Source organism: Pseudomonas sp. MPC6 (assembly GCF_006094435.1).
In the GTDB taxonomy this organism is placed as follows: domain Bacteria; phylum Pseudomonadota; class Gammaproteobacteria; order Pseudomonadales; family Pseudomonadaceae; genus Aquipseudomonas.
Genome location: NZ_CP034783.1, coordinates 5,077,830 through 5,103,070 on the forward strand (window position 1 = coordinate 5,077,830; position 25,241 = coordinate 5,103,070).

At 58.5% G+C, this 25,241-nt stretch carries 21 protein-coding genes; 3 read left to right on the forward strand and 18 right to left on the reverse strand.

Features of this window, described 5'->3' with window-relative positions; genetic code table 11:
• Positions 1 to 102: 102 nt before the first annotated feature.
• The 3 genes from htpG to ELQ88_RS25410 all read right to left on the reverse strand — a co-directional run bounded on the left by htpG (position 103) and on the right by ELQ88_RS25410 (position 3,014).
• Positions 103 to 2,007, reverse strand: coding sequence for a molecular chaperone HtpG (gene htpG, locus ELQ88_RS25400; protein WP_138968528.1), 1,905 nt, complete (start codon positions 2,005 to 2,007; stop codon positions 103 to 105).
• Positions 2,008 to 2,088: 81 nt separating this feature from the next.
• On the reverse strand, positions 2,089 to 2,541 hold the full coding sequence (locus ELQ88_RS25405; protein WP_128870171.1) for a PaaI family thioesterase: 453 nt from the start codon (positions 2,539 to 2,541) through the stop codon (positions 2,089 to 2,091).
• Positions 2,538 to 3,014 (reverse strand): PaaI family thioesterase, encoded by a 477-nt coding sequence (locus ELQ88_RS25410; protein WP_128870172.1) that lies wholly within the window; start codon positions 3,012 to 3,014, stop codon positions 2,538 to 2,540. The genes ELQ88_RS25405 and ELQ88_RS25410 overlap by 4 nt, the downstream gene beginning before the upstream one ends.
• Before the next feature lie 158 nt (positions 3,015 to 3,172).
• Between ELQ88_RS25410 and ELQ88_RS25415 the strand changes: the two genes are divergently transcribed.
• Positions 3,173 to 3,421: a hypothetical protein gene (locus ELQ88_RS25415; protein ID WP_128870173.1), complete on the forward strand. Its 249-nt coding sequence runs from the start codon at positions 3,173 to 3,175 to the stop codon at positions 3,419 to 3,421.
• A 67-nt stretch (positions 3,422 to 3,488) separates the two neighbouring features.
• On the opposite strand, the gene ELQ88_RS25420 is transcribed toward ELQ88_RS25415, so the two are convergent.
• The 12 genes from ELQ88_RS25420 to sdhC all read right to left on the reverse strand — a co-directional run bounded on the left by ELQ88_RS25420 (position 3,489) and on the right by sdhC (position 18,000).
• Positions 3,489 to 3,890: an MAPEG family protein gene (locus ELQ88_RS25420; protein ID WP_128870174.1), complete on the reverse strand. Its 402-nt coding sequence runs from the start codon at positions 3,888 to 3,890 to the stop codon at positions 3,489 to 3,491.
• On the reverse strand, positions 3,890 to 4,627 hold the full coding sequence (locus ELQ88_RS25425; protein WP_128870175.1) for a DUF599 family protein: 738 nt from the start codon (positions 4,625 to 4,627) through the stop codon (positions 3,890 to 3,892). Before ELQ88_RS25425 ends, ELQ88_RS25420 begins: the two co-directional genes overlap by 1 nt.
• Before the next feature lie 267 nt (positions 4,628 to 4,894).
• Positions 4,895 to 6,208, reverse strand: a complete 1,314-nt coding sequence (gene brnQ, locus ELQ88_RS25435; protein ID WP_128870176.1) for a branched-chain amino acid transport system II carrier protein — start codon at positions 6,206 to 6,208, stop codon at positions 4,895 to 4,897.
• A gap of 428 nt (positions 6,209 to 6,636) precedes the next feature.
• Positions 6,637 to 7,518 carry a succinate--CoA ligase subunit alpha gene (gene sucD / locus ELQ88_RS25440; protein ID WP_138968530.1) on the reverse strand — a complete coding sequence of 294 codons (882 nt, stop codon included), beginning with the start codon at positions 7,516 to 7,518 and terminating at the stop codon, positions 6,637 to 6,639.
• The gene (sucC, locus tag ELQ88_RS25445; protein WP_103498765.1) at positions 7,518 to 8,684 is read right to left on the reverse strand and encodes an ADP-forming succinate--CoA ligase subunit beta; all 1,167 of its coding nucleotides are present in this window, start codon (positions 8,682 to 8,684) and stop codon (positions 7,518 to 7,520) included. The genes sucD and sucC overlap by 1 nt, the downstream gene beginning before the upstream one ends.
• A gap of 196 nt (positions 8,685 to 8,880) precedes the next feature.
• Entirely contained in the window at positions 8,881 to 10,317 is a 1,437-nt protein-coding gene (gene lpdA / locus ELQ88_RS25450) for a dihydrolipoyl dehydrogenase (RefSeq protein ID WP_128870177.1), read from the reverse strand.
• Positions 10,318 to 10,415: 98 nt separating this feature from the next.
• Complete coding sequence (gene odhB, locus ELQ88_RS25455; protein WP_128870178.1) at positions 10,416 to 11,636, reverse strand: 2-oxoglutarate dehydrogenase complex dihydrolipoyllysine-residue succinyltransferase; 1,221 nt, start codon at positions 11,634 to 11,636, stop codon at positions 10,416 to 10,418.
• A gap of 42 nt (positions 11,637 to 11,678) precedes the next feature.
• A complete protein-coding gene (locus tag ELQ88_RS25460) occupies positions 11,679 to 14,510 on the reverse strand; it encodes a 2-oxoglutarate dehydrogenase E1 component (RefSeq protein ID WP_138968532.1) in 2,832 nt (943 codons plus the stop codon).
• Positions 14,511 to 14,771: 261 nt separating this feature from the next.
• Positions 14,772 to 15,476 carry a succinate dehydrogenase iron-sulfur subunit gene (locus ELQ88_RS25465; RefSeq protein WP_128870180.1) on the reverse strand — a complete coding sequence of 235 codons (705 nt, stop codon included), beginning with the start codon at positions 15,474 to 15,476 and terminating at the stop codon, positions 14,772 to 14,774.
• An 11-nt stretch (positions 15,477 to 15,487) separates the two neighbouring features.
• A complete protein-coding gene (gene sdhA, locus ELQ88_RS25470) occupies positions 15,488 to 17,260 on the reverse strand; it encodes a succinate dehydrogenase flavoprotein subunit (RefSeq protein WP_128870181.1) in 1,773 nt (590 codons plus the stop codon).
• Positions 17,261 to 17,263: 3 nt separating this feature from the next.
• Positions 17,264 to 17,632, reverse strand: coding sequence for a succinate dehydrogenase, hydrophobic membrane anchor protein (sdhD, locus tag ELQ88_RS25475; protein ID WP_007977503.1), 369 nt, complete (start codon positions 17,630 to 17,632; stop codon positions 17,264 to 17,266).
• Positions 17,626 to 18,000 (reverse strand): succinate dehydrogenase, cytochrome b556 subunit, encoded by a 375-nt coding sequence (gene sdhC / locus ELQ88_RS25480; protein WP_128870191.1) that lies wholly within the window; start codon positions 17,998 to 18,000, stop codon positions 17,626 to 17,628. Before sdhC ends, sdhD begins: the two co-directional genes overlap by 7 nt.
• A gap of 363 nt (positions 18,001 to 18,363) precedes the next feature.
• Between sdhC and gltA the strand changes: the two genes are divergently transcribed.
• Complete coding sequence (gltA, locus tag ELQ88_RS25485; protein ID WP_128870182.1) at positions 18,364 to 19,653, forward strand: citrate synthase; 1,290 nt, start codon at positions 18,364 to 18,366, stop codon at positions 19,651 to 19,653.
• A gap of 466 nt (positions 19,654 to 20,119) precedes the next feature.
• On the opposite strand, the gene ELQ88_RS25490 is transcribed toward gltA, so the two are convergent.
• From ELQ88_RS25490 to ELQ88_RS25500, 3 genes are all read right to left on the reverse strand, one after another.
• Positions 20,120 to 21,778: a cation acetate symporter gene (locus ELQ88_RS25490; RefSeq protein WP_138968534.1), complete on the reverse strand. Its 1,659-nt coding sequence runs from the start codon at positions 21,776 to 21,778 to the stop codon at positions 20,120 to 20,122.
• Entirely contained in the window at positions 21,775 to 22,086 is a 312-nt protein-coding gene (locus tag ELQ88_RS25495) for a DUF485 domain-containing protein (protein WP_017337238.1), read from the reverse strand. Before ELQ88_RS25495 ends, ELQ88_RS25490 begins: the two co-directional genes overlap by 4 nt.
• Positions 22,087 to 22,395: 309 nt before the next feature.
• On the reverse strand, positions 22,396 to 23,247 hold the full coding sequence (locus tag ELQ88_RS25500; protein WP_138968536.1) for a glycine betaine ABC transporter substrate-binding protein: 852 nt from the start codon (positions 23,245 to 23,247) through the stop codon (positions 22,396 to 22,398).
• A 300-nt stretch (positions 23,248 to 23,547) separates the two neighbouring features.
• Here ELQ88_RS25500 and ELQ88_RS25510 point away from each other — a divergent pair, with 300 nt between their 5' ends.
• Positions 23,548 to 25,143, forward strand: a complete 1,596-nt coding sequence (locus ELQ88_RS25510) for a beta (1-6) glucans synthase (protein WP_138968538.1) — start codon at positions 23,548 to 23,550, stop codon at positions 25,141 to 25,143.
• The last annotated feature ends 98 nt before the right edge of the window (positions 25,144 to 25,241 follow it).

Here is a 25,241-nt window from a genome sequence, read left to right on the forward strand (position 1 = left end):
AGCGGGCTTGCTCGCGAATGGGCCGGCACTGACACCCTCCTCCCAGGACTACAAAAGCCCCAGAAAAAAACCCGCCGAAGCGGGTTTTTTTGTTCTACGCCGTTAAACCGACAGTTCAACCAGCAGCTTGTTGAGGCGGCGCACATACGCGGCCGGGTCCTTCAAGCTGTCGCCGGCCGCCAGGGCCGCCTGATCGAAGAGGATGTGCGACAGGTCGCCGAAGCGCTCGTCGCTCTGCTCGTTGTCGAGTTTCTCGATCAGCGGGTGAGCCGGGTTGAATTCGAAGATCGGCTTCGACTCCGGAACCTTCTGACCGCTGGCTTCGAGGATCTGACGCATCTGCATGCCCAGGTCCTGCTCGCCGATGGCCAGAATCGCCGGGGAATCGGTCAGGCGGTGGGAAACCCGCACTTCGGCCACCGAATCGCCCAATGCCGTTTTCAGACGCTCGACCAGGCCTTCTTTGGACTTGGCGACTTCTTCCGCGGCTTTCTTGTCCTCTTCCGAGTCCAGGTTGCCCAGGTCCAGGTCACCGCGCGCCACGTCGACAAAGTTCTTGCCGTCGAAGTCGCTGAGGTAGCTCATCAGCCACTCATCGATGCGGTCGGTCAGCAGCAGCACTTCGATGCCTTTCTTGCGGAAGACTTCCAGGTGCGGGCTGTTTTTGACCTGCGCGTAGGTTTCGCCGGTCAGGTAGTAGATCTTGTCCTGACCTTCCTTGGCGCGCGCCAGGTATTCGGCCAGGGAAACCACTTGCTCGCCTTCTTCGCCCTGAGTGGAGGCGAAACGCAGCAGGCCGGCGATTTTCTCTTTGTTGGCGAAGTCTTCCGCCGGGCCTTCTTTCATGACCTGGCCGAAGTTTTTCCAGAAGCCCTTGTACTGCTCAGGGTCGTTCTTCGCCAGTTTTTCCAGCATGTCGAGCACACGCTTGGTCAGCGCCGACTTCATGGAGTCGATGATCGGGTCTTTCTGCAGGATTTCCCGCGACACGTTCAGCGACAGGTCGTTGGAATCGACCACGCCTTTGATGAAGCGCAGGTACAGCGGCAGGAACGACTCGGCCTGATCCATCACGAACACGCGCTGCACGTACAGCTTCAGGCCTTTGGGGGCTTCACGCTGGTACAGGTCGAACGGTGCACGGGCCGGCACATAGAGCAGCGAGGTGTATTCCAGCTTGCCTTCGACCTTGTTATGGCTCCAGCTCAGCGGGTTCTCGAAATCGTGAGCGACGTGCTTGTAGAACTCCTGGTATTCCTCGTCCTTGACTTCAGTACGCGGGCGAGTCCACAGGGCACTGGCGCGGTTGACGGTTTCCCATTCAACGGCCGGTTGCTCTTCACCTTCAACGGCTGCCGCTTCTTTCGGCAACTCGATCGGCAGTGCGATGTGATCGGAGTACTTCTTGATGATGTTGCGCAGACGCCAGCCGTCGGCGAATTCGTCTTCACCCGACTTCAGGTGCAGGACGATACGGGTGCCGCGCTCGGCTTTTTCAACGGTAGCGACTTCAAAGTCGCCTTCACCCTTGGACGACCAGTGCACGCCTTCGCTGGCAGCAGCACCGGCACGGCGGCTGAACACGTCGACTTTGTCGGCAACGATGAATGCAGAGTAGAAACCCACACCGAACTGACCGATCAGGTGCGAATCTTTTTTCTGATCGCCAGACAGGTGTTTCATGAAGTCGGCAGTGCCGGACTTGGCGATGGTCCCCAGATGGGTGATCGCGTCTTCGCGACTCATGCCGATGCCGTTGTCTTCGAGGGTGACGGTTTTAGCGTCCTTGTCAAAGCTCACACGGATCTTCAGCTCGGCGCCACCTTCCAGCAGGTCAGGCTTGGCCAAGGCTTCAAAGCGTAATTTATCGACAGCGTCAGAGGCGTTCGAGATCAATTCGCGAAGGAAAATTTCCTTGTTGGAATACAGCGAATGGATCATGAGGTGCAGCAGTTGCTTCACCTCGGTCTGGAAGCCCAGGGTTTCCTTTTGAGTTTCCACACTCATGGTCATCAAACTCCAATCAGATGGCATAAGCCGCGACCTTGACGGTCGGCGGCGGGTTGTCATCAAAGTTGGGGGCTCAGATCAGGATTTCAAGGGCTCTTCGATTTTGAAATGAGCCCGGGCCGTGGCAATCGGCTCGGATTCGGTACTTTGCCAGGCCGTAATCGCTACGTTGGCAACGCGCCGCCCCTGGCGACACACCTGGCACCTGGCCCAGGTGTCACGGAATTGCCCTGCGCGCAGGTAGTCGAGGGAGAAGTCGATGATCTTCGGCACGCCGGGTGATCCGGTGAAAACCAGCAGGTGCAGCGCCGCGGACAATTCCATGAACCCGGCAATCACGCCGCCATGAATCGCCGGCAGCAGAGGGTTGCCAATATTGTCCTTGTTAGCCGGCAAGCGAAACAACAACTCATCCCCAACCCGCGAACACTCGATGCCGATCAGTTTCGCATAGGGAACCCGGTGCAGCAGCGAGGCGTAGTCCCCCTGTTCATGGGCCTGTTGCAGTTGCTCCTTGAAGTTGTCAGTCATGGCGCACGTCCGACGATGACACCGCCAAACCCTTTGGTGCCCTTGATGGCTTTACCCATACGCATGAAGGTGCCGACGACATGGGCGATGGGTTGTTCGGGGTCGTCCTGATAGGCAAAGCCGCGGGCGAAGATCACATCGGTGGTGACCCGGTAGCACTGGGCAAATCCATAGACATCTTTGTGCGGTTCGGCGGCGTGCATGTAATCGATACGCAGGTCCAGGGTCGGACACACTTCGAACTCGGGCAACACGCAGAGGGTGGACATGCCACAGGCGGTGTCCATCAGCGACGTCAGTGCCCCGCCATGGATGACGCCGGTTAGCGGATTGCCGACGATTTGCGGGCTGTACGGCAAGATTACAGTAAGCCCTTCACCACTCGCGCTGTGAACCCGCAGCCCGAGGACCTGACAATGTCGCAGCGCCGACAGGAATCGTGTCGCACGCTCAAAAACGGGGTTTTCGGCCATTTGATAAAAACTCTTGTTAGTGTCCTGAGATCGCACCAGGCGCTTTGAGTAAAAGTTCCCGCCGGAATATTCTTATATATCTGTATGAATTGAGGAACTTAACGCTGAGCGCTGTGCTCGAAAGGCCAGTAGATATTTTCCATAAGGAGAAACACCCCATGCGTAAGACTTTAGCTATTGCCTTGATGTTGACCGCCTCCCTCGGTCTCGCTGCTTGCGATAAAAAATCCGAGGACAAAGCTCAAGATGCCAACCAACATGCTGAGCAAGCTCAGCAAGACATGAACAAAGCTCAGGATAAAGTGAACGACGCAGCAAAAGAAAACGCCGAAGCTGCCAAAGCTCAGGCTGAATCGAACAAAGCTGCAGTAGAAGAAACTGCTCCGGAAGCAGCACCTAAAAACTAAAACAGTTTTTAGCGTGATAAAAGAAAACCCGCCAAGTGCGGGTTTTCTTTGGTCTGCGATACGGGCGTCACAGCAGAATCGTTCTGAACGTCGGACTAATCATCAGCAACAACGAACAGATTAAGCCCACCAACCACACCAGGCTGCGCTGCCAGGCCAGGTCTACCCAATAGCACAGCAAATAAATGATTCGTGTTATCACGAAGATGATTGCCAGCGAATCGATAAGCCACCCCGCCGTCTGCGTGGTATGCGCCATCAACACCCCCACCGCAAACAATATGAATGCCTCGATACAGTTCTGATGCGCCGCCAGCGCCCTGGCCCCGAAGCCGGTAAGTTGCGCCTGCTGCTGGCGTGGCAGGTGATTATCGTAACCGCCCTGCTCTTTCATGGCCTTGGTTACCGGGATGCGCGCCACATAAATCAGCAAGGCACTGATAAACACACACCAGAACGGAATACTCATCAAGCGACCTCTTTACTCGGCTCGGGCAAGGGAGCCTCTGTAGGGGTATAGACCATTACGTCGAGAACGTCGGAGTGAAATTCCCGGCGATAGAGCACCAACACCACGCCGGTACTCATCAACATGAACAACCAGGGACTGACGAACCAGGCCAGCATGGTCATGCCGAAGTAATAAGAGCGCAGGCCGAAGTTGAACTGGTTGGCGGCCATGGAAATGACCCGGGCTGCCCGGGCGGCAAAGGCTTTGCGTTCCTGCTCGGAAACATGCCGTTCACCGACCATGGGTGCCGAACCCACCAGGATCGCCGCGAAGTTGTACTGGCGCATGCACCAGCTGAAGGTAAAGAACGCATAGACGAATACCATCGCCAGGCATAACAACTTGATTTCCGACATGCCCTGGGACGCTTGCTGCACCATCGGGATATCCGCCAGCAACGACACGGCCCTTTCGGACGCACCCAGCACCGTGAGAATGCCGGCCAGGATAATCAGCGTGCTGGACGCGAAGAACGAGGCGTTGCGCTCCAGGTTGCCGATCACGCTGGCGTCGGCGATACGGTTATCGCGCAGCAGCATGCGGCGCATCCAGTCTTCGCGGTACAGGTGCAGGACGCTGGCCAGGCACGCGGTGTCCCGGGCTTTCCACGTCGCATAGCGCGTGTAGCCGCCCCAGCAGATCACGAACCAGGCGGCGGCGAGAATGTGGATCAGGTTGGCGAGGATGAACGACATGCAGGTCCTTGTGACATATTTGCGGTGTACCGCAACCCTGTGGGAGCGGGCTTGCTCGCGAAAGCGGTGGGTCAGTCGACATCAATGTTGAATGATAAGCCGTCTTCGCGAGCAGCCCGCTCCCACATGAGGTCTTTGCAGTGTTTCGACGTTAGCTTAAGAAAAAAGACACTGCATCACGCGCATAAAAAATGCCCCGTATCGATTGATACGGGGCATTTCAGTTTGTGCTGTCACAGGCCCGCTTGTGGCGGCCCTTGCAGCAGCTTACGCCAGCGCTTCTTCGCGCTTGCCCAGCAAACGATCACACACCACCGCAACCACCAGGGTCATGACCGACGGTACCAGCCACGCCAGACCTTGCTCGCTCAACGGCAGGTGAGCCAGCTGCGTCGGCAGCCAGTCCGCCAGACCGGCGCCTTTGAGTGCATCAATCAGGCCGAAGATAAAGGACACCAGCATCACCGGGCCGACAATACGGCCCTGCTCATGCCAGAAGTCCTTGCAGAAGCTCAGGGCCACCAGGGCGATGCACGGCGGGTAGATCGCGGTCAGTACCGGGATCGAGAACGCGATCAGCTTGGTGAGGCCCAGGTTGGACACCAGCAGGGAAAACGCGGCGAGGATGATCACCAGGGTTTTGTAGGACAGTGGCAGCACGCGGCTGAAGTATTCAGCGCAGGCACAGGTCAGGCCGACCGCCGTGACCAGGCATGCCAGGGCGATCAACACTGCCAGGAAACCGCTGCCCAGGGAGCCAAAGGTGTGCTGCACGTAAGCGTGCAATACCGCCGCGCCATTGGTCGCACCGGCGGCCACTTCATGGCTGCCCGAACCGAGACGGAACAGGCTGACGTACACCAGGGCCAGGCCTACGCCGGCAATCAGCCCGGCAATGATCGCGTAACGGGTGATCAGCGCCGGCGACTCGACACCACGGGAGCGGATGGCATTGACGATGACAATGCCGAAGACCAGTGCCCCCAGGGTATCCATGGTCAGGTAACCATTGATGAAGCCCTGAGAAAACGGTGCCGCCACGTACTCGGGAGTACCGACGCCGATGTCGCCGGCCGGCAATGCAAACGCGGCGATGCCGAGAATAGCCAAGGCGATGATCTTCAGCGGTGCGAGGAAGCGTCCTACGGTATCCAGCAAACGGCCCGGGTACAGCGAGATGAAGAACACCAGCAGGAAGTACACCGAGCTATAGAGGAACAGTGCCAGCGGGCTCTCGCCGGTCAGCGGTGCCAGGCCGACTTCGAAGGATACGGTCGCGGTGCGCGGCGTCGCGAACAACGGGCCGACAGCCAGGTAGCAGGCAGCGGCCAGCAGGCCCCCGGCGACTTTACCGATCGGGCTGCTCAAGGCATCCATGGCGCCGCCGACTTTGGCCAGGGCGACCACGGTAATCACCGGCAGACCGACTGCGGTGATCAGAAAGCCCAGCGCCGCCAGCCAGACATGAGGCCCGGCCTGCAAGCCGACGATAGGCGGGAAGATAATATTGCCAGCCCCGACAAACAGGGCAAAGGTCATGAATCCAAGTGCCAGGATGTCCTGGCCTTTCAACACTTTCATTAAGGAAATACCACACTACTGAATCGGAATTTAGAGGGGGACTTCCCTATGGGTGAGGGAAATGCTGTCGGTCCGTATGGGACTGACCCGTTTAGCGCGTAGCGGCCTTATGGGCTGCGGACGCAAAAATGGCGGCTAGCCTAACGAATTTGCTCGCAAAACGCACTGTTAGGGTGCGAACTATCCGATACACGACATTTCCGTGTCGCGTTTTCATACATAACGTTCATCCGACGGTGAAGCCTGTAGGAGTTGGCTTGTCGGATCCCCGCATCGCCGCGAAGGCGGCACGTCTGATGCACCGCGTCGACTGGTTCGCCAGCAAGCCGGCTCCTACAGAGACCGATGCGTCATTTGATTCGGTCGGAAACGACAAAGGCCACCCGAAGGTGGCCTTTGTCAGCAGAGCTACAAGTTAAGCGCGAGGCTTACTTCATCGCCCAACCGGTCAGCTCGGACAGAGCCTTGCCGATGTCTGCCAGCGAACGCACGGTTTTAACGCCTGCGTCTTCCAGGGCAGCAAACTTCTCGTCTGCAGTGCCTTTGCCGCCAGAAATGATTGCGCCAGCATGGCCCATGCGCTTGCCCGCAGGGGCAGTCACACCAGCAATGTAGGAAACAACCGGCTTGGTCACGTGTGCCTTGATGTAGGCAGCCGCTTCTTCTTCAGCCGAACCGCCGATCTCGCCGATCATCACGATCGCATCGGTCTTCGGGTCTTCCTGGAACAGCTTCAGGATGTCGATGAAGTTCGAACCCGGGATCGGGTCACCGCCGATGCCGACGCAAGTCGACTGACCGAAACCGGCGTCAGTAGTCTGCTTCACAGCTTCGTAGGTCAGGGTGCCGGAACGGGAAACGATACCGACCTTGCCTGGCAAGTGAATGTGACCTGGCATGATGCCGATCTTGCATTCGCCTGGAGTGATCACGCCTGGGCAGTTAGGGCCGATCAGGACTACGCCCAGCTCGTCGCACTTAACTTTAGCGTCCAGCATGTCCAGGGTAGGAATGCCTTCGGTGATGCAAACGATCAGCTTGATGCCGCCGAAAGCAGCTTCCAGGATCGAGTCCTTGCAGAAAGGAGCTGGAACGTAGATCACGCTGGCGGTGGCGCCAGTGGCAGCTACAGCATCTTTCACGGTGTTGAACACTGGCAGACCCAGGTGCTCGGTGCCGCCTTTGCCCGGAGTAACGCCACCGACCATCTTGGTGCCGTATTCGAGAGCTTGCTGGGTGTGGAAACTACCTTGCGAACCGGTAATACCCTGGCAGATAACTTTGGTGTCTTTATTGATCAGGACGCTCATTATTTGCCCTCCGCAGCTTTAACGACTTGTTGAGCAGCGTCGGTCAGGCTGGTAGCAGCGATGATGTTCAAACCGCTTTCTGCCAGTACTTTAGCGCCCAGCTCAGCGTTGTTGCCTTCAAGGCGAACAACAACCGGGATTTTCACGCCGACTTCTTTCACAGCGCCGATGATGCCTTCGGCAATCATGTCGCAACGAACGATGCCGCCGAAGATGTTGACCAATACTGCAGCGACGTTAGTGTCGGACAGGATGATCTTGAACGCTTCGGTTACGCGTTCTTTGGTAGCACCGCCGCCCACGTCGAGGAAGTTGGCTGGTTTGCCGCCATGCAGGTTGACGATGTCCATGGTACCCATGGCCAGGCCAGCACCGTTGACCATGCAACCGATGTTGCCTTCCAGCGCTACGTAGTTCAGTTCGAACTTGGCAGCGTGCGCTTCGCGCGGATCGTCTTGCGACGGATCGTGGAAAGTCTTCAGCTTAGGCTGACGGTACATGGCGTTGGCGTCGATGTTGATCTTGGCGTCGAGGCAATGCAGATCGCCGTCAGCCTTGATCACCAGCGGGTTCACTTCCAGCAGAGCCAGGTCGTGATCCTTGAACAGTTTGGCCAGACCCACGAAGATCTTGGCGAACTGAGTCACTTGCTTGCCTTCCAGACCCAGCTGGAATGCCAGCTCGCGACCCTGGAATGGCTGAGCGCCAACCAGTGGATCGATAGTGGCCTTGAGGATTTTCTCAGGGGTGTCGTGAGCGATTTTCTCGATGTCCACGCCACCTTCGGTGGAAGCCATGAACACGATGCGGCGGCTCGAACGGTCAACGACAGCGCCCAGGTACAGCTCTTTAGCGATATCAGTGCACGATTCAACCAGGATCTTGGTGACTGGCTGACCATTGGCATCAGTCTGGTAAGTCACCAGACGCTTGCCCAACCACTGTTGAGCGAATGCTTTGGCGTCTTCCTTGCTGCGAACCAGCTTGACGCCGCCCGCTTTACCGCGACCACCCGCGTGAACCTGGGCTTTGACAACCCATTCGGTCCCGCCGATCTTGTCGCATGCTTCTGCTGCTGCTTCCGGGGTGTCTACGGCGAAACCCTGGGATACTGGCAGGCCGTATTCAGCGAACAGCTGCTTACCCTGATACTCGTGAAGATTCATGCTTATTACCGTCTTCGTTAGGTACTGCGCATTCGGTGCTGCACTCGTTCAAGTGCCGCACCACCTGTGACTGCTGCTTGCGTAGCCTTTCCGGACAACCGGTGCAGCTACGCAAGACTGCGTCCAGCGGATGTTCCGCGGTGAGTCTTGCTTGCAAGGCTCACGACGGGCTATACCGCCGTGGTTTCTTATTGTCTTAACGCTTCTTCTTGTTGGCGATGTGAATGGCGCCGCCATTCACTGCCAGAGCGGCTTCGTGCAAGGCTTCGGACAGGGTCGGATGGGAGAAGACCATCATGCCCAGGTCTTCAGCGCTGGTGCCGAATTCCATACCGATCGCGCCCTGCTGAACCAGTTCCGCAGCGCTCGGGCCAATCACGTGGACGCCCAATACGCGGTCAGTCTTGGCATCGGCAATGACTTTCACGAAACCGCCGGTATCGTTGGCTGCCATGGCACGGCCACTGGCTGCGAACGGGAAAGTGCCGACGTTAACTTCAACGCCTTCAGCTTTCAAGGTCTGCTCGGTTTTACCGACCCATGCGATTTCCGGGTGAGTATAAATAACCGAAGGGATCAAGTCATAGTTCATCTGGGCTTTGTGGCCCTTGATGCGCTCGACGACCATGATGCCTTCTTCCGAGGCCTTGTGAGCCAGCATCATGCCGCGAACCACGTCGCCGATTGCGAAAACGCCCGGTACGGTGGTGGCGCAGTGATCGTCAACGTGCACGAAACCGCGCTCGTCGAGGGTCACGCCGCAGTCGGCGGACAGCAGATCAGTGGTCACCGGACGGCGACCAACGGCTACGATCAGCTTGTCGAAGGTGATGGTCTGCTCGCCCTTGGCGTCGGTGTAGTTCACCACGACTTCGTCGCCGTTCACTTTGGAACCGGTGACGCGAGCGCCCAGCTTAATGTCCAGACCCTGTTTGGTCAGGGTTTTCAGCGCTTCCTTGGAAACGGCAGCGTCAGCGGCCATCAGGAAGGTGTCCAGCGCTTCGAGAACGGTGACTTCCGCACCCAGGCGGGACCAGACCGAACCCAGTTCCAGACCGATCACGCCAGCGCCGATCACGCCCAGACGTTTTGGTACGGATTGGAATTCCAGCGCGCCCGTCGAATCGACGATCACATTCTGGTCAACCGGAGCCGGTGGAATGTCGATCGGACGCGAGCCAGGGGCCAGAATCACGTTTTCGGCTTCGATGATTTCTACCGAACCGTCAGGTTTGGTGACTTCGACTTTCTTGCCGGCCAGCAGCTTGCCGTGACCCTGGATGGAGGTCACACCGTTGGCTTTGAACAGGGTCGCAACACCGGAAGTCAGACCCTTGACGATGTTGGCCTTGCGGCCGACCATCGCTGGCACGTCCATGGTCACGCCGGCGTGGTTGATCCCGTGGATCGCGAAGCCTTCTTTGGCTTCCTTGTATTTCCAGGAGCTGTCCAGCAGCGCCTTGGAAGGAATGCAACCGACGTTCAGGCAGGTACCGCCCAGAGCCAGCTTGTCTTCCTTGTCGGTGTACTTCTCGATGCAGGCCGTCGAAAGACCCAGCTGCGCGGCCTTGATGGCAGCCACATAGCCGCCAGGGCCAGCGCCGATCACTACTACGTCAAATTTCTGCGACATTCAAAAATTCCTCTTTTGGCAACAAGCTTGAAGCCACAAGCCTCAAGCCAGGCTGCAATCGCTTGCAGCTTGTGGCTTGAAACCTGTAGCGGCTTCTATCAGATATCCAGCAGCAAACGAGCCGGGTCTTCCAGCAGGTTCTTGATGGTAACCAGGAAGGTCACAGCTTCTTTGCCATCGATCAGACGGTGATCGTAGGACAGCGCCAAGTACATCATCGGACGGATGACAACCTGACCATTGATCGCCATAGGACGCTGCAGAATGTTGTGCATGCCCAGGATGGCCGCTTGCGGCGGGTTGACGATCGGGGTCGACATCATCGAACCGAAGGTACCACCGTTGGTGATGGTGAACGTGCCACCGGTCATCTCGTCCATCGACAGTTTGCCGTCACGGGCTTTCTTGCCGAAAGTGGCGATGCCGCCTTCGATTTCAGCCAGGCTCATCAGTTCGGCGTTACGCAGGACCGGTACAACCAGACCGCGGTCGCTGGAAACAGCCACACCGACGTCAGCGTAGCCGTGGTAAACGATGTCCGCACCGTCGATCGACGCGTTGACGGCCGGGAAGCGTTTCAGCGCTTCGGTGGCAGCCTTGACGAAGAACGACATGAAGCCCAGGCGCACGCCATTGTGGGACTTCTCGAACAGATCCTTGTACTTCGAACGCAGCGCCATGACTTCGGTCATGTCGACTTCGTTGAACGTGGTCAGCATCGCCATGTTCGATTGTGCTTCAACCAGACGCTTGGCGACGGTAGCGCGAACGCGGGTCATCGGTACGCGCTTCTCGATGCGATCGCCGGCAGCGAACACTGGAGCAGCAGCGGCAGGTGCAGCAGCCTTGGCAGGCGCGGCAGCCGGAGCGGCTTTCTTGGCAGCAACGGCTGCAACCACGTCTTCCTTGGTCACACGACCGCCTTTGCCAGTGCCGGCAACGGAAGCGATGTTGATGCCGTTTTCTTCAGCCAGCTTGCGAGCAGCCGGTGCAGCAACAGGATCGTCTTCGCCTTCGGCGGCAGGAGCCGCAGCCTGTGCAGCGGCCGGAGCAGCGGCAGCGGCTGGAGCGGCAGCAGCGCCGCCCGCTTCGATGGAGCCCAGGACTTCGTCGGACAGAACGGTCTCGCCTTCGTTCTTGACGATAGCGCCCAGCACGCCGTCAGCGGTAGCCAACACTTCCAGTACGACTTTGTCGGTTTCGATGTCGACGATCAGGTCGTCACGCTTGACGGCGTCGCCCGGCTGTTTGTGCCAGGTGGCAACGGTGCCATCGGCAACCGATTCCGGGAAAGTGGGGGCTTTGATTTCGATAGCCATTATCTGTGGGTCCTTAAATTCGGTTTCAGGTGCGCGAAGGCGTTAAACAGTAAAGGCGTCTTGCAGCAGTTTTTCCTGCTGCTCGGCGTGCATCGATGCGTAACCGCATGCAGGTGCAGCAGAAGCCTCACGGCCCGCGTACTCGAGTACGAGAGACTTGTCGAGGTTACTGATGCTGCGACGCATGTGGTGTTGGCTGCAATACCACGCACCCTGGTTCATCGGCTCTTCCTGGCACCAAACGGCATGCTTGACGTTGGTGTAAGGAGCCAGGACTTCTTTCAAGTCGTCCTCAGGGAATGGGTACAGCTGCTCGATACGCACGACGGCGATGTCGTCACGGCCTTCGGCACGGCGTTTTTCCAGCAGGTCGTAGTAGACCTTGCCGCTACACAGAACAACGCGCTCGACCTTTTTCGGATCCAGTGCATCGATTTCCGGGATGACGGTCTGGAACGAACCTTCGGCCAGATCTTCCAGGGTAGACACAGCGAGCTTGTGACGCAGCAGCGACTTCGGCGTCAGCACGATCAACGGCTTGCGCAGCGGGCGAATCACCTGACGACGCAGCAAGTGGTAGATCTGAGCCGGTGTAGTCGGTACGGCTACCTGAATGTTGTGCTCGGCGCACAGCTGCAGGTAACGCTCCAGACGAGCCGACGAGTGCTCCGGACCCTGGCCTTCATAACCGTGCGGCAGGAGCATGGTCAGACCGCAGAGACGGCCCCACTTGTGCTCGCCACTGGTGATGAACTGGTCGATGACCACCTGGGCACCGTTGGCGAAGTCGCCGAACTGGGCTTCCCAGATCACCAGCGCTTCCGGCGTGGTGGTCGAATAACCGTATTCGAACGCCAGAACCGCTTCCTCGGACAGGAACGAATCGTACAGGTCGAAACGTGGCTGACCTTTGTACAGGTTCTGCAGCGGAATGTAGCTGCCGGTGTCTTTCTGGTTGTGCAGGACGGCGTGACGGTGCGAGAACGTACCGCGACCGATGTCCTGACCCGTCATGCGAATCGGGTGACCTTCGAACGCCAGGGTCGCGTACGCCATGGTTTCGGCGTAACCCCAGTTGATCGGCAGGCCGCCGGCTTGCATCTTCTGACGGTCTTCGTAGATTTTCGAGACCTGGCGCTGAACCACGAAGCCTTCCGGAATTTCCAGCAGCTTGGCGGACAGTTCCTGCAGGGTCTTCAGATCGAAACGCGTGTCGTGACGCGCGGTCCAGGCGTGGCCCAGATACGGACGCCAGTCCACGAACAACTCTTTGTTCGGCTCTTTGACCAGGCTTTTCACTACGTGCAGACCGTTGTCCAGCGCGTTGCGGTATTCGTCGACCTTGGCCTGGACACGCTCGGTGTCGAGCACACCGCCCTGGGTCAGGCGATCGGCATACAGCTCACGGGTGGTACGCTGCTTGGCGATCTGCTGATACATCAGCGGCTGGGTACCGCTTGGCTCGTCGGCCTCGTTGTGGCCGCGACGACGGTAGCAGACCAGATCGATCACCACGTCACGCTTGAACTGCATGCGGTAGTCGATGGCCAGCTGGGTCACGAACAATACGGCTTCCGGATCATCACCATTCACATGGAGGATCGGCGCCTGGATCATTTTCGCGACGTCGGTGGCGTACTCGGTGGAACGCGAGTCCAGCGGGTTGCTGATGGTGAAACCGACCTGGTTGTTGATCACGATGTGCACGGTACCGCCGGTTTTGAAACCGCGGGTCTGCGACATCTGGAAGGTCTCCATGACCACGCCCTGACCGGCAAATGCCGCGTCACCGTGGATGGAAATCGGCAGAACCTTCTCACCGGTCGGGTCGTTACGACGATCCTGACGGGCGCGAACCGAACCCTCGACCACTGGCGAAACGATTTCCAGGTGGGACGGGTTGAACGCCATGGCCAGGTGAACTTCACCACCGGTGGTCATCACGTTGGAGGAGAAGCCCTGGTGGTATTTAACGTCACCGGAACCCAGCTCGACCTTTTTCTTGCCTTCGAACTCGTCAAACAGCTCGCGCGGGTTCTTGCCGAAGGTGTTGACCAACACGTTCAGGCGACCACGGTGAGCCATGCCGATCACGATTTCCTTGGTGCCGTAGGAACCGGAACGCTGGATCAGCTCGTCGAGCATCGGAATCAGGCTCTCGCCGCCTTCCAGGCCGAAACGCTTGGTACCCGGGTATTTGGTACCCAGGTATTTTTCCAGGCCTTCGCCGGCGGTCACGCGCTCGAGCAGGTGGCTCTTGATGTCGGCGGAGTACGTCGGACGGCCACGCACGCTTTCCAGACGCTGCTGGAACCACTGGCGCTGCTCGGAATCGGTGATGTGCGTAAACTCAGCGCCAATGGTGCGGCAATATGTCTGCTGCAACGCTTCGTGAATTTCGCGTAGGCTCGCCTCCTCTTTGCCGATGAACAGGTCGCCGGCACGGAAGGTCGTATCAAGATCGGCATTGGTCAAGCCGTAATGATTGATCGACAGGTCTGCAGGTGCAGGACGCTGCCACAGCCCCAGCGGGTCAAGCTGGGCTGCCTGGTGGCCACGCATACGGTAGGCCTGGATCAATCGCAGCACTTCAACTTGCTTCTTCTCGTGCTCACTGCTCACGCTGCCGGCGGAAACCGGTTGGGCGCGGCGCTGGTTCTTTGCCAGCAAGACGAAATGATCGCGAATCGTGGAGTGCGAAACATCGGTGGCAGAGTTGCTGTCGGCAGGCAACTTCTGGAAGTAGGTGCGCCACTCTTCTGGCACAGCGTTAGGGTCGTGCAGGTAGAGCTCGTAGAGCTCTTCCACATAGGCAGCGTTACTACCGGATAGGTAGGCGCTGTTCCACATGCGCTGCATCACGCTTTCTTGCATGCTTGGTCACCCTCGGTTAGGGGAACACCACCGGCGTCGACACCGAGCACGCTTGCAGAAGTCCGAATGCAGCGACTAAAACAAGCCACTAGGATCACGCTGATAGTCCGGGTACCAGCCCGGATGCCCCTGCTTGTCTCATTTCTTCAAAATAAGAGCCGCAGCCTTTTAAGCTGCTGCTCAGGTTAAAACTACGGCGCCGGTTGAAGCCTGCGCCGTAGCATCTACGGGTACAGCGGTCTTGCGGGTACTACAGCTGAATCACACGCCGCTTTGCAGAAGCATGTTACGAATGTGACCGATGGCCTTAGTCGGGTTCAGGCCTTTCGGACAAACGTTGACGCAGTTCATGATCCCGCGGCAGCGGAATACGCTGAACGGGTCATCCAGTGAAGCCAGACGCTCGGCAGTCTTGGTGTCACGGCTGTCCGCCAGGAAGCGATACGCTTGCAGCAGGGCAGCTGGACCCAGGAACTTGTCCGGGTTCCACCAGAAGGACGGGCAAGAGGTCGAGCAGCAAGCGCACAGGATGCACTCGTACAGACCGTCGAGCTTTTCCCGCTCTTCCGGGGTCTGCAGACGTTCGATGGCCGGAGCCGGCGTGTCGTTCTGCAGGTAAGGCTTAACCTTTTCATATTGCTTGTAGAAGATGCTCATATCGACGACCAGGTCACGGATTACCGGCAAACCAGGCAGAGGACGAACAACCAACTTGTTACCTTTTACGACGGCAGACAGCGGCGTGACGCACGCCAGGCCGTTTTTGCCGTTGATGTTCATGCCGTCGGAACCGCAAACACCTTCACGGCAAGAGCGACGATAGGAGAAACCTTCGTCCTGCTCTTTGATCAGGGCCAGCACGTCCAGCACCATCAGGTCTTTACCACCGGTGTCGACCTGGAATTCCTGCATGAACGGCGCAGCGTCCTGATCAGGGTTGTAGCGATAAACACTGACTTTCAACATGGCGGCCACCCTTAATAAGTCCGAATCTTAGGTTCAAAAGTCGGAACAGTCTTCGGCGAGAAGTTCACAGCACGCTTGGTCACGCGCTTGTCACCCGGGAAGAACAGGGTGTGGCACAGCCAGTTTTCGTCGTCGCGGTCTTCGAAGTCTTCACGGGCGTGAGCGCCGCGGGACTCTTTGCGGATCTCTGCAGCGATGGCGGTGGCTTCGGCCACTTCCAGCAGGTTCTGCAGTTCCAGCGCTTCGATACGTGCAGTGTTGAACGCCTGCGACTTATCGTTGATCTTGACGTTGGCGATACGTACGCGCAGGTCAGCCAGCTGGGCAATACCCTTCTGCATGTATTCGCCGGTACGGAATACACCGAAGTAGTTCTGCATGCAGTTTTGCAGCTCGCGACGCAGGGTTGCCACGTCTTCGCCATCGGTACGCTCGTTCAGAGCGGACAGACGGGCCAGGGCCGTTTCAATGTTGGCGTCGGTGGCGTCGTCGTATTCGATACCGTCGGTCAGCGCTTTTTCCAGGTGCAGACCAGCAGCACGACCGAACACCACCAGGTCGAGCAACGAGTTGCCGCCCAGGCGGTTGGCACCGTGAACCGATACGCAAGCCACTTCGCCCACTGCGAACAGGCCAGGAATGATGGTGTCGACGCCTTCGGCATCCTGGGTGATCGCCTGGCCATGAATGTTGGTCGGAACGCCGCCCATCATATAGTGGCAAGTCGGAACGACCGGAACCGGGGCAACCACCGGGTCAACGTGAGCAAACGTCTTGGACAGTTCGCAGATGCCTGGCAGGCGGCTGTGCAGTACTTCTTCGCCCAGGTGATCGAGCTTGAGCAGTACGTGGTCGCCATTCGGACCGCAACCGTTACCGGCGATGATCTCTTTAACCATCGAACGGGCAACGACGTCACGACCGGCAAGGTCTTTGGCGTTCGGAGCGTAACGCTCCATGAAACGCTCGCCGTGCTTGTTGATGAGGTAACCACCTTCACCACGGCAACCTTCAGTCACCAGTACACCAGCGCCGGCGATGCCGGTCGGGTGGAACTGCCACATTTCGATGTCTTGCACCGGCACGCCAGCACGCAGAGCCATGCCGACGCCGTCACCGGTGTTGATCAGGGCGTTGGTGGTGGACGAGTAGATACGACCGGCACCGCCAGTGGCCAGAACGGTGGCCTTGGCACGGATGTAGCTGGTTTCACCGGTTTCGATGCAGATGGCGATCACACCGACGAACTCGCCTTCCTGGTTTTTCACCAGATCAACCGCGTAGTACTCGTTCAGGAACGTGGTGCCGGCTTTCAGGTTGCCCTGATAAAGCGTGTGCAGCAGCGCGTGACCGGTACGGTCGGACGCGGCGCAGGTACGGGCAGCCTGGCCACCTTTACCGTAATCCTTCGACTGGCCGCCGAATGGACGCTGGTAGATACGACCTTGTTCGGTACGGGAGAACGGCAGACCCATGTGGTCCAGTTCAAATACCGCAGCCGGGCCTTCCTGACACATGTATTCGATAGCGTCCTGGTCACCGATGTAGTCGGAACCCTTGACGGTATCGTACATGTGCCAGCGCCAGTCATCGTTCGGATCAGCCGAAGCGATGGCGCAGGTAATGCCACCCTGAGCGGAAACGGTGTGCGAACGGGTCGGGAACACCTTGGTGATCACGGCAGTCTTGTGACCGCCTTGCGCCAGTTGCAGCGCGGCGCGCATGCCGGCACCGCCACCACCAATAATGATGGCGTCGAAAGAAATCGTTGGAATGTTAGCCATGAATCAGATACCCCAGAGAATCTGCACACCCCAGACGAAGTAAGCGAACATCGCAACGCCGCATACTGCCTGGAAAAGGAAACGTACTGCAGTCGCGGACTTGCCCAGCGCCATCGGCGTCAGGTAGTCGGTCGCGATGGTCCACATGCCGACCCAGGCGTGAGCGCCCAGGGCCACAAGGGCCAGCAGACTGAAGATACGCATCCCGTTGTGGGCGAACAGGCCATGCCATTGGTCATAGCCAATGCCCGGGTTCGCCGCGAGGTATCCGATCAGGAAGATGAAATAAGCCGCGAGAACGACCGCAGACACACGTTGCGCCATCCAGTCATAAAGACCGGAACGCGAAAGGTTCGTAACGCTGGTTACCATATCCAAACTCCTGCCAGAACGATCAGCACCACGGAAATGGCGATGATGATTTTCGAGCCCAGGCGGCCGCCTTCAAGCGTCTCACCGATGCCCATATCCATGATCAAGTGGCGCACACCGGCTACCAGGTGATACAGAAGAGCGGACAGGAGGCCCCATGCTACGAACTTGGCCAGCGGGCTGGTCAAGGTTGCCTTCACGTCGACAAAACCTTCCTCGGAACCCAGGGATTTGCCCAATGCATAAAGCATGAAGCCAAGGCCCAGGAAGAGGATGATGCCGGAAACACGGTGAAGAAACGACGTAACGCCGGTGATGGGGAGTTTGATGGTCCTTAGGTCTAGGTTTACAGGTCGTTGGCTTTTCACGGCTTTTTTTTCACACTGAAGAGCCCCTAACAATCAGGGCAAAGTTGTTGGGGAGTGCACTGGTCAGGTAACCACCACCCAGGGATGCGACCCCCAATAAAGCAGGCCCAAAAGCCCCTGGCGGTCGGTGGCCGAGTATAGACAGTTAGGCTACTAATGACAACGCGTTCGCCTACCCCCAATAGCGCATTGCACAAGTGGGATAAAAGGCGTAAATGGCAGTCAATTTCGAGGAAAAAGTCCGGTTAAAGCCTTCTGGAGCAAGAGTTTAGGCAAATTGACATTCGAATTTATCTCACTATAGTGGTGCGGGCCCTGCGTGGGGGGTCTGTCTGATGATTTCAAGCATAAATAGGAGGCCACATGGCTGACAAAAAAGCGCAGTTGATCATCGAGGGCGCAGCCCCCGTCGAGCTGCCCATTTTAACCGGCACCGTTGGTCCCGATGTTATCGACGTTCGGGGCCTGACGGCCACGGGCCGTTTCACCTTTGACCCTGGTTTCATGTCGACTGCTTCCTGCGAGTCGAAGATCACCTATATCGATGGCGACAACGGCATTCTGCTGCACCGCGGTTACCCGATCGAACAGCTGGCTGAAAAGTCGGACTACCTGGAAACCTGCTATCTGCTGCTCAACGGCGAACTGCCGACCGCAGAACAGAAGGCCCAGTTCGTCAGCACCGTGAAGAACCACACCATGGTTCACGAGCAGTTGAAGACCTTCTTCAACGGCTTCCGTCGCGACGCCCACCCGATGGCCGTCATGTGCGGTGTAGTCGGCGCCCTCTCGGCCTTCTACCACGACTCCCTGGACATCAAGAACCCCCAGCATCGCGAAATCTCCGCGATCCGCCTGGTGGCCAAGATGCCGACCCTGGCAGCGATGGTTTACAAGTACTCCATGGGTCAACCCATGATGTACCCGCGCAACGACCTGACGTACGCGGAAAACTTCCTGCACATGATGTTCAACACCCCGTGCGAGATCAAACCGATCAGCCCGGTGCTCGCCAAGGCCATGGACAAGATCTTCATCCTCCATGCCGACCACGAGCAGAACGCATCGACCTCCACCGTGCGCCTGGCCGGTTCGTCGGGTGCCAACCCGTTCGCCTGCATCGCCGCCGGTATCGCTGCACTGTGGGGCCCTGCCCACGGCGGCGCGAACGAAGCCGTTCTGTCCATGCTTGACGAAATTGGCGATGTCTCGAACATCGACCAGTACATCGCCAAGGCCAAGGACAAGAACGATCCGTTCAAACTGATGGGCTTTGGTCACCGGGTTTACAAAAACCGCGACCCACGCGCCACCGTGATGAAGCAGACCTGCGACGAAGTACTCAAAGAGCTGGGCATTACCAACGATCCGCAACTCGAACTGGCCATGCGCCTGGAAGAGATCGCCCTGACCGACCCGTACTTCATCGAACGCTCGCTGTACCCGAACGTCGACTTCTACTCGGGGATCATCCTCAAGGCGATCGGCATTCCAACCAGCATGTTCACCGTGATCTTCGCCCTGGCGCGGACCGTGGGCTGGATCTCCCACTGGAAAGAAATGCTCTCCAGCCCGTACAAGATCGGCCGCCCGCGCCAGTTGTACACCGGCTACGAGTCGCGTGACATTCCTGATCTGGAAGACCGCAAATAAGACCTGCCTTGCGATAATGTCTTGAGTTGTACCGGGAACGGCCTCTATTTATAGGGGCCGTTTTTGTTTGTGTGCCTTTTTTGATGCGCGGCGGCCTCAGGGCCGACCGGGAAGGCACCGCGCAATCATGTTGAAGATCAAAAGATCGCGGCCTGCGGTAGCTCCTACAGGGGGTTTGGGTACATTCGGGAGATCAGGTCGGCTGGCAGGCCGCCTTCGCTGGCAAGCCAGCTCCTACAGGGGGTCTGGGTACATTCGGGAGATCAGGTCGGCTGTCAGGTCGCCTTCGCTGGCAAGCCAGCTCCTACAGGGGGTCTGGGTACATTCGGGAGATCAGGTCGGCTGGCAGGTCGCCTTCGCTGGCAAGCCAGCTCCTACAGTTAACATCAGCGCCCACAAAAAATGCCCCGATCTTTCGACCGGGGCATTTCTGTTTAACGCAGCTTATATATGGAAACCTGAAGCCTTAGTGAGCAACCGCCCCACTCGCCCCCAACCCCGTCTGCGAGCGAACAAATTGCGGGAAGAACAACGCCCGCTCATTGGCCCCAGCCGTGGACTTGTCCGTGATCGAGAAGAACCAGATCCCGATAAACGCAATGGCCATGGAGAACAGCGCCGGGTACTCATACGGGAAGATCGCCTTCTCGTGATGCAGGATCTGCACCCAAATGGTTGGCCCAAGCACCATCAAGCCAACGGCACTGATCAGGCCCAACCAGCCGCCGATCATCGCACCGCGGGTGGTCAGCTTCTTCCAGTACATGGAAAGCAGCAGCACCGGGAAGTTACAGCTCGCCGCGATGGAGAACGCCAGGCCCACCATGAACGCGATGTTCTGGCTTTCGAACAGGATACCCAGACCGATCGCCAGCACACCCAGGCAGACGGTGGTGATTTTCGAGACGCGGATCTCATCCTTGTCGTTGGCCTTGCCCTTCTTGACCACACTGGCGTAAAGGTCGTGGGATACCGCCGTGGCACCGGCCAGCGTCAGACCGGCAACCACTGCCAGAATGGTCGCGAACGCTACCGCCGAGATGAAGCCCAGGAAAATACTGCCACCGACCGCATTGGCCAGGTGCACCGCCGCCATGTTGTTGCCGCCCAACAGCGCGCCAGCCGCATCTTTGAAGGCCGGGTTGGTGCTGACCAGCAGGATCGCGCCGAAGCCGATGATGAACGTCAGGATGTAGAAGTAGCCAATGAAGCCGGTTGCATACAGCACGCTCTTGCGAGCTTCTTTCGCGTCACTCACGGTGAAGAAGCGCATCAGGATGTGCGGCAGGCCAGCGGTACCGAACATCAGGGCCAGGCCCAGGGAGAACGCAGAGACCGGATCTTTGACCAGACCGCCCGGGCTCATGATCGCCTCACCTTTAGGGTGAACCTTGATCGCCTCGGAGAACAGCGCGCTGAAGTCGAAGTTGACGTGTTTCATGACCATCACTGCCATGAACGTAGCACCGGACAGCAGCAACACGGCCTTGATGATCTGCACCCAGGTGGTCGCCAGCATGCCGCCGAACAACACGTACATGCACATCAGGATACCGACCAGGATCACCGCGACGTAGTAGTCGAGACCGAACAGCAGCTGAATCAGCTTGCCGGCGCCGACCATTTGCGCGATCAGGTAGAACGCTACCACCACCAGCGAGCCACAAGCGGACAGCGTGCGGATCTGGGTTTGCCCCAGGCGGTAGGACGCCACGTCGGCAAAGGTATATTTACCCAGGTTACGCAGGCGCTCGGCGATCAGGAACAGAATGATCGGCCAGCCCACCAGGAAGCCGATCGAGTAGATCAGGCCGTCGTAGCCGGAGGTGAACACCAGGGCGGAAATACCCAGGAAGGACGCCGCGGACATATAGTCGCCGGCAATCGCCAGGCCGTTCTGGAAGCCGGTGATCTTGCCACCCGCCGCATAGTAGTCGGCCGCCGAATTGTTGCGCTTGGAGGCCCAGTAGGTAATGCACAGGGTCAAGCCGACGAATGCCACGAACATCAGGATGGCGGAAACGTTGAGCGGTTGTTTGTGCACTTCGCCAGTCAGGGCTTCAGCCGCCCAGGCGCCAGGTGCAAAGGCTGCGATGCTCAATAGAGCCATTAGACGCCGGATCATTGCTGAGCCTCCTTGAGAATCGCATTGTTCAGGTCGTCGAATTCGCCATTGGCGCGTCGTACGTAGATTGCCGTCAGGATAAAGGCCGAGAGAATCAGCCCGACACCAATGGGTATGCCCCAGGTAATCGATGATTCAGGACTGATTTTCGCGCCCAGGATATGCGGCCCGTAAGCAATCAACAGGATGAATCCGGAGTAAAGCCCAAGCATGATCGCCGAAAGAATCCAGGCGAACCTTTCTCGCTTACTAACCAGCTCCTTGAAGCGCGGGCTGTTTTGAATCGAGAGGTAAATGCTGTCGTTCATTGTTTTTATCCTCGCAGCACAGATGAAGTTGTAACGTCTTCCACTCTATGCGGCTGCGGAACTGGTTCCAGACGACCTTAGTATTAGAACGACATGACAGAATCGCCAAACTGTAGGAGCGAGCTTGCTCCGGGCGGCGTTCCGACGATGGACTCAAAGGCGCCGCGTTCATCCGGAAGCACGCGTTATCGTTATCGATCATCGCGAGCAATCGAGCGTCGACCGGCTGCTCCTACAGAAAAGCAAAAGGCCGCTCGGCATAAATACCAAGCGGCCCCGGGAGGTGCCGACCAGACGGGTCAGCTCAAATCATTTGGTCCAGTCTGCAACGCGCTCCGGGTGTTTGGCCACCCAGTCCTTCGCCGCCGCTTCAGGCTTGGCACCTTCCTGAATCGCCAGCATCACTTCGCCGATTTCGTCTTTCGACGCCCACTGGAAGTTCTTCAGGAACTTGACCACTTCCGGCGCCTTGGCTTCCAGGCCTTTGCTGCCGATGCTGTTCACGGTTTCAGCCGCGCCATAAACGCCTTTCGGGTCGTCCAGGAAGCGCAGTTTCCACTTGGCGAACATCCAGTGCGGCACCCACCCCGTGACGGCAATGGATTCCTGTTTTTTCTCGGCACGGGTCAGCTCGGCAATCATCCCGGCGCCAGAACTGGCCTTGAGCTGATACCCGGTCAGATCGTAGTCCTTGATCGCCTGTTCGGTCTTGAGCATCACGCCCGAACCAGCGTCGATGCCGACAATGCGTTTTTTGAAGCTGTCATCGGTTTTCAGGTCTTGAAGCGACTTGGCCTTGACGTACTCCGGCACGATCAAGCCGATCCTGGCGTCCTTGAAGTTCGGGCCGTAGTCGACCACCTGATCCTTGTTCTTGGCCCAGTAATCGCCGTGAGTCACCGGCAGCCAGGCTGAGAGCATGGCGTCGAGTTTGCCCGTGGCGACACCCTGCCACATGATCCCGGTGGCGACCGCTTGCAGCTTCACGTCGTAATCGAGTTTCTGCTTGATCACTTCGGCTGCCACATGGGTGGTCGCAACGCTATCGGACCAGCCGTCGACGTAACCGATGGTCACGGCTCCCTTCGCGGCCAACGCCTGGGTGGAGCCGATCGCAAGCGCCAGTGCGGCACTTGCGCCTAAAAGTCGTCGCATCTTCATCGTTACTTCCCCGAAAGTGCTGCGCTCGGCGGATGCCGAGTCGCGTCAACGTATTGTTATGGTGCGCGGCGCCCCCATCACGCCTCACCGCAAACTCGTTCCACATCAGCGCGATTTTCCGATGAGAGCGCTGACGCCTCGATAATCAACCTGACGACAACTGCGACCTGCTCTGCCAGCGACCTCAAGGCATCGAGAAACGACATCAGAACGCCATTAATCTAGACCAGCGAAAGTCCCCCGGCCAATCCGCCCGAACTTTGCATGTCAAAATCATGCAGGCCACCAGACACGCGACAAATGCAGGTAACATGCGCGGCTTTGCTCCCAGACGGCCTGACCATGCCCGCGACATCGCGCTTTCCTTTTTTTGCTTATCTATTTGCCTGCCTGCTGGGGCTTTTTGCCCTGGGTGGCTTCTGGTACGGCCTCGGCAAACCCGTGGTCCTGCCGGACGTGGCCAGCGCTTCGCACAAACTGCAATGTGCCTCCTACACCCCGTTCGACAAGGACCAGTCGCCATTCGATGTGCCGTTCAACTTGCGCCCGGAACGCATGGACGCCGACCTCGCGTTGCTGGCCAAAAGCTTCGAATGCATTCGCACCTATTCCATGACCGGCCTCGAGGCCGTGCCCGCCCTGGCGCGCAAGCACGGTTTGAAGTTGATGATCGGCGCCTGGGTCAACAGCAACCCGGTGGACACCGCGAAAGAAATCGACCTGCTGATCGCCTCGGCCAATGCCAATGCGGACGTGGTGACCTCGGTCATCGTTGGCAACGAGACCCTGCTGCGCAAGGAAATCACCGGCGCGCAGTTGGTGAAACTGATTGACCGGGTCAAGAGCCAGGTCAAACAGCCTGTCACTTATGCCGACGTCTGGGAGTTCTGGCAAAAGCACCCGGAAGTGGCTCCGGCGGTAGATTTCATCACTATTCACTTGCTGCCGTACTGGGAGGATCACCCTTCGAACATCGACGTCGCCCTGTCGCAGGTGGCCGCCGTGCGTCAGTCTTTCGGCAGCATGTTCGCGCCCAAGGACGTGATGATTGGCGAAACCGGCTGGCCGAGCGAAGGCCGCCAACGTAAAACCGCCCTGCCGAGCCGGGTCAATGAAGCCAGGTTCATCCGCGGTTTTGTCATCATGGCCGAGCAACAAGGCTGGCACTACAACCTGATCGAAGCCTTCGACCAACCGTGGAAACGCGCGAGCGAAGGTGCGGTCGGTGGGTACTGGGGGCTGTTCGACGCCGATCGCCAGGACAAGGGCGTTTTGGCCGGTCCGGTGTCGAACGTACCGTACTGGTCGCAGTGGCTGGCGGTCGGTGGCCTGATCTTCTTCGGCACGCTGATCCTCGGCGGTCGAGTACGCAGCACACGCGCGGCGCTGGTGCTGCCACTGCTCGGTGCACTGGCCGCCTGCTCGATCGGCGCCTGGGGCGACCTGGCCCGTGTCACCACCCGCTTCGCCAGCGAGTGGCTGTGGGTCGGCCTGTTGACGGCGTTGAACCTGCTGGTGCTGGCCCATGCGGCACTGACCCTGAGCGCTCGTACCGGTTGGCGTGAGCGCGCGTTCAATGTTCTGGAACGTCGGGCTGGCTGGTGGCTGGCAGCAGCAGGCTTCGCCGCGGCGGTGACGATGCTGGAACTGGTGTTCGATCCGCGTTATCGCAGCTTTCCGAGTGTTGCGTTCATCCTGCCGGCACTGGTGTACCTGTGCCGCCCGGTGAGCGTGCCGCGCCGGGAGATTGCCTTGCTGACCTTCATCATCGGTGCCGGGATTGCGCCGCAGTTGTATCAGGAAGGGCTGCAGAACCAGCAGGCGTGGGGTTGGGCGCTGGTGAGCGTGCTGATGGTTGGGGCGTTGTGGCGCAGTTTGCGGGTTCGCAAAGTCTGATCTTCAGCGGGGCCGCTGGCTTCTTCGCGAGCAAGCCCGATCCCACAAGGGATCTTCAGTGAACACAAATACGGTGTACGGCTAAGATCAACTGTGGG